The following is a 4,267-nucleotide window of genomic DNA, read 5'->3' as shown; positions in this document are numbered from 1 at the left end:
CTCAGCTTCGAAGAGGTCCTGCACCTCGCCCTTCAGACGGGTGTTCAGCTCCTCGTGCTTTTCTTTCATGGCCTTCATTGAGGCCTCGAGACGAGCGTACCGCTTTGCAAGCTTGGTCATGCTCGCTGACTGCGAACCGCTGAGGGTAGCGGTCACCTTGTCAATTGCGCCTTTGGCTTTCTTCTCGGTGTACGTGACACCTTTCTGACGAGCCTCGACGAGAAGTTCAGTTACTTTCATAATGTCCTTATCCGAAAAGTGGTTGACCTGTTGAACGTCCCGTGCTTTCCCATACGCGCTTCTGCGCGATGAGTTCTGACATATTAAACGTCTTACCATTGAAGGTGAAATGGGAACGACCTTCGAGGGTCATTCCAGTCACGGCAGATTTTAAGGCAGTGAGCTCTCCTTCAGAGAGCGATGAGATTGGTGTGTATGTTACTAACATTTTATTTCCCTTTATTTCCCTTCATTCCCTTGAAATATCCATTTTGAAGATAAGCGTCAAGTTTATTTTTAGGGATAGTTTTGTTTTTAATTCCGTCGTTGACCCAGCATTTGCCAAAGTTCTGGTTTTTTGAACCCTGACGCATCTCACTCCATTTCTTTCTGTACTCTTTCAGAAGCAAATCTTTTCTTTTGCCCTTTTGAGTGAGACTCTCTTGAACCAGGTTTTCGCCAACGGGCTCGTTGTGAAGCTATTAGATTTTTCTTTTGATCGGGAGTATTTATGCGACCAACTGTTCCATCACCACCTGCCGTCTTATTAAAGAGTGTCCCAGTGCCAAGATCTTTGCGTCCGATTACGGCAATCCAAAAAATTTCTAATGACTTAGCTGCTGCATCAGAGAAAACTTCTAGAATGATTGGCTTAGGATCATAACCTTCACGAATTCTCTTTTTCAACATTCTACTAAGTTGTGAGTCTGCTGACTTGTTAAAATGATCAAACGGTCTGTCAAGATCACCCTTTCCAACATAAACATATTCACCGCTTTTTGGATCAGTAAAAATATACGTGCAAAACCCTTTCATTGGATCACGCCTGAGTAGCGTGGATTTAGAGATGAATCAACCCATTCAGGAATGAACCCAAAATTTGAACGATAAAATAATACTTCCCAGTTCTTTGAAGATGCGGTCCCAAGCTTAGAAAGCTTTGGTCGTACGATGATGAACTTTATCATCTGTGGGTCTTTTAGACCTTTTACAATCACTGGTGTTTCAATTCCAATGATGTGAATTTCAGTTTCTTGCCCACGCTGCTTGAGCTCAAAAGCCGATTGCGGAAGTTGAATAGAATGAATTGTAGAAGGGTGAGGGGCCGGTAGGGCCTTTAACCCCTTGTGAGTCTCACAAAAACGAATGATAGATTGTAGCATAGCAGAGTAGGTGAAGTCATTCATTCCTCCCTGCTTGATAAGCTGCTTCAACATGTCCCGCTCAGGCGCACGATAAGGTGTTCCTGCATTCCTCTGGCGCGCATTATACGGACCAAGGAATTGATCAATTGATTGATGAACGCGGAAATGGCTATTCACCATTCCTGCAAGGTCATGAAAATCCTGGGGGTCTGGACGAAAGGCGTCAAGTCGCGCGCTCCATCGTGGGAGGTTACTATCTGTCATCATGATAAATTATGCTGGTTGTACCCAGAAGTCTGGGTGTTTGATGAGCTCGTCAAACTCATAAACATCTAGGTCGCGTCCAGCTCTTCCAATGCGGAGAGCAGGAGTGACCATGCCTTCCATAGTTCTAGCAAGTACTGCGACAAAAATTGGTGATCTATTCCATTTAAACACTAGGATAGGCTCGCGCCCGATTTTTGCTGAGTCAATCACTGCTTCCTCGAACCACTTGAAGACATTTGCTGAGCCAGACACGAGAGACGTGAAGTTGTCTGCTGTAGCATAGGATTTGCATTCAATGCTAAAAGAGAAACGTAAACCCACTGCTGCTTCGTTCACAGGAACGACGTCAGCGTTGAAGAGCTTGAGAGCTTCCTCGCCCATCATGGCCCCGATGGTGGCAAAGTTCTTACCACCTACGCGGGCGCCAGAACCTGGCGAGCGAATGAAGTTGATAGGTAAAGCAGCTGAAAGTTTCTTGGCGATGAGCGATTCAAAACCGCTGCCTTTAGCTTTTCCCATTCCTGGTTTAAGTTTTCTTTTGGATTTGACAACAGGCTTTTCTGCATCTGACATGAGGATATCTCCTTTGTGTATCCTCTATTTAAGTCTCTTACTCGATGACTTCTGACCACTGTTAATCGTCGTCGTCGTCGTCGTCAAAATCTTCATATTCTACTCGTTCAAAAATATAGGTTTGAAACAGATTGCCTGTTACTATTTCGCACTCCCACTTAGGAAATTCTTTCTTTAATCGTTTCACCATTCTGTCATATAGTTTTACGCGACTTGGTTCCTCTAACTTTGCAGCGAAGTGAAATAGTCTATGCCAACGAACGTTCATGTACGTTTTAAGTACCTGCATAACGCCAGAAAATACTTCAAGTTCATCTCCTGTGCCAGTTATACCAACTTCATTATCTTTACCATTAGAAGTTTTGGCGCCTTTTAAGACAAAGTGAAATTCTAAACCGAACTCCCCGCTCCTAGGACCCTCAAAGAATTCACAGACATATGTTTTCCCATTAACGGTGAATTCATATGATTTACCTTCATCATTAGTCCTGTTCGTAATTTCTACTTTCTTTTTGAACAGTTCGTTAATCAGCATTATGTCTTCCTCGTATATTGGTTCGAAAAATAATTTGCTTTTTCGACAGTGTAGGTGAACTCGTCTCCATTATCTTGACGAAGAATGAAGTCGCCCTTAGATAGCTTCACCGTTAGGCCACCAGGAGATTCATCGTCCTTTGATGCACCGAGTGTAACCTTCACTGGGTCGCCTCCATATTTGAATGCTTCATAGACATCTCCTGAACGGTATGTTAGGAAGCCTTCTGCATCGGGTTGTTGGTTCGGACGCATGAGGGCGAAGGAGGCGTCGAGGTCCTCTTTGTTCATGGTGCCATACGTTTTGCGCTTTCCTTGCTCATCGTACAGCACCTCATACATTCCCTTCTTGTCAGAGATTGGACGAACGAAGTACACAGTTGTGGTGATGTACTCCGCCGCCTCACTGCCGTTCTCCTGCCACAGCTCTTCAGCTGCGCGAGTTTCGATTGGCTCTTCAAAGAGCTTGATTTCACTTAGTTTCATAATTTATTCTTCTTCAATGTGTTCAGACGAAATAGCTTCAAGACAGATAACCCAGAAGCCATCTATACTATCCCATTCATGTTGCTTCTGCATTTCATAGAAGACCCAGAAAAGAAGGTCCTTATCCATTTGCTTTACGACTTGTTTGTAGCTCCACGTCTTTCCCTTACTGTCGAACAGTTCATTAAAGACATCGCTGTCCATCATGTGTTCTGGATCTGGGTAGATGTCATTTGCAACGACAGAACCATTGACCGTTAGAATAACGTCCTCATCCCAGCCAGGCTCATCGACAGTAAAGTATGACATGGGTTTGAAACCAACTTTGTGAATCTTTTTGGCATTGCTTTCTGTTGTTGCATGGTAGAGACGATATTTTTTGATATCATTTTGAAATTTCTGCTTGGCTACAGAAATTTCACTAGCAGAAGGCATCTCAAATGAGAGGACCTTCTTTGCCTCCTGCAATTCTGCAAGCTTCATGTGCATCTCCAGTAAATCTTCTATTTACTCGGTAATTACAGAACTAAATCCGTTCTCTTTTACGATCCGCAAGTCCTTGTCAAGACGACCATGGATTGCAGGGTGGTGACTGATAATGAAGACCGACATGCTCTCATCGCGTGACTTCTCCTTCAAAATCTTGATGATTGAGTCAATGCCTTGAATGTCCAGTGCCCCATCCAGCTCGTCAATCATAAGCAAGTTCGTCTTGGCATGGAGATGGTGAAGCACGTCGCGGAACGCCAGCGCCATTGCGGTATTCAGCCTTTTTTTCTCACCAGCTGAGAGGTTACCAAAGTCCAGCTCTCGCCCGAACTCAGCCACAGTGCAGGACATATCAGCGTCAAACTTTACCACGTGCGGAAGACCAAGAGAATTGGTGTAGAAGTTTAGTCGCCCATTCAAGAATGGAATCGTCTTGTTGATAATGCGTCGACGCAGGAAGGAGCTCTTATCGGTAAGGAGCTTTAGGAGGAAGTGCTGGTGATCAGCACGGCGACGAAGTCTGTCGACCTTGGTGGTGTCAACGCCCTCACAAC

General features: G+C 44.6%; 10 protein-coding genes. All 10 read right to left on the bottom strand.

The annotated features are described in order from the left end of the window. On the bottom strand, positions 1-240 hold a 240-nt coding region (locus tag ACKI4H_RS02810), incomplete at its 3' end, for a hypothetical protein (protein WP_407303756.1). 7 nt (positions 241-247) lie between these two features. Further along, positions 248-448 carry a hypothetical protein gene (locus ACKI4H_RS02805; protein ID WP_407303753.1) on the bottom strand — a complete coding sequence of 67 codons (201 nt, stop codon included), beginning with the start codon at positions 446-448 and terminating at the stop codon, positions 248-250. A gap of 1 nt (position 449) precedes the next feature. Next, positions 450-593 carry a hypothetical protein gene (locus ACKI4H_RS02800; protein WP_407303752.1) on the bottom strand — a complete coding sequence of 48 codons (144 nt, stop codon included), beginning with the start codon at positions 591-593 and terminating at the stop codon, positions 450-452. 1 nt (position 594) lies between these two features. Continuing rightward, on the bottom strand, positions 595-1,035 hold the full coding sequence (locus tag ACKI4H_RS02795) for a hypothetical protein (RefSeq protein ID WP_407303750.1): 441 nt from the start codon (positions 1,033-1,035) through the stop codon (positions 595-597). Beyond that, entirely contained in the window at positions 1,032-1,631 is a 600-nt protein-coding gene (locus ACKI4H_RS02790) for a hypothetical protein (RefSeq protein ID WP_407303748.1), read from the bottom strand. The genes ACKI4H_RS02795 and ACKI4H_RS02790 overlap by 4 nt, the downstream gene beginning before the upstream one ends. A gap of 6 nt (positions 1,632-1,637) precedes the next feature. Continuing rightward, positions 1,638-2,204 carry a hypothetical protein gene (locus ACKI4H_RS02785; protein ID WP_407303745.1) on the bottom strand — a complete coding sequence of 189 codons (567 nt, stop codon included), beginning with the start codon at positions 2,202-2,204 and terminating at the stop codon, positions 1,638-1,640. A 61-nt stretch (positions 2,205-2,265) separates the two neighbouring features. Further along, positions 2,266-2,739 (bottom strand): hypothetical protein, encoded by a 474-nt coding sequence (locus ACKI4H_RS02780; protein WP_407303743.1) that lies wholly within the window; start codon positions 2,737-2,739, stop codon positions 2,266-2,268. Then, positions 2,739-3,224 (bottom strand): hypothetical protein, encoded by a 486-nt coding sequence (locus ACKI4H_RS02775; protein WP_407303742.1) that lies wholly within the window; start codon positions 3,222-3,224, stop codon positions 2,739-2,741. The genes ACKI4H_RS02780 and ACKI4H_RS02775 overlap by 1 nt, the downstream gene beginning before the upstream one ends. Positions 3,225-3,227: 3 nt before the next feature. Continuing rightward, positions 3,228-3,707 (bottom strand): hypothetical protein, encoded by a 480-nt coding sequence (locus ACKI4H_RS02770; protein ID WP_407303741.1) that lies wholly within the window; start codon positions 3,705-3,707, stop codon positions 3,228-3,230. Positions 3,708-3,731: 24 nt separating this feature from the next. Next, on the bottom strand, positions 3,732-4,267 hold a 536-nt coding region (locus ACKI4H_RS02765; protein WP_407303739.1), incomplete at its 5' end, for a hypothetical protein.

The organism is Acinetobacter sp. (assembly GCF_045628685.1).
Classification (GTDB): Bacteria; Pseudomonadota; Gammaproteobacteria; order Pseudomonadales; family Moraxellaceae; genus Acinetobacter.
The sequence above is the reverse complement of the archived record's forward strand: the minus strand, read 5'-3'. Positions and strand labels throughout refer to the sequence as shown.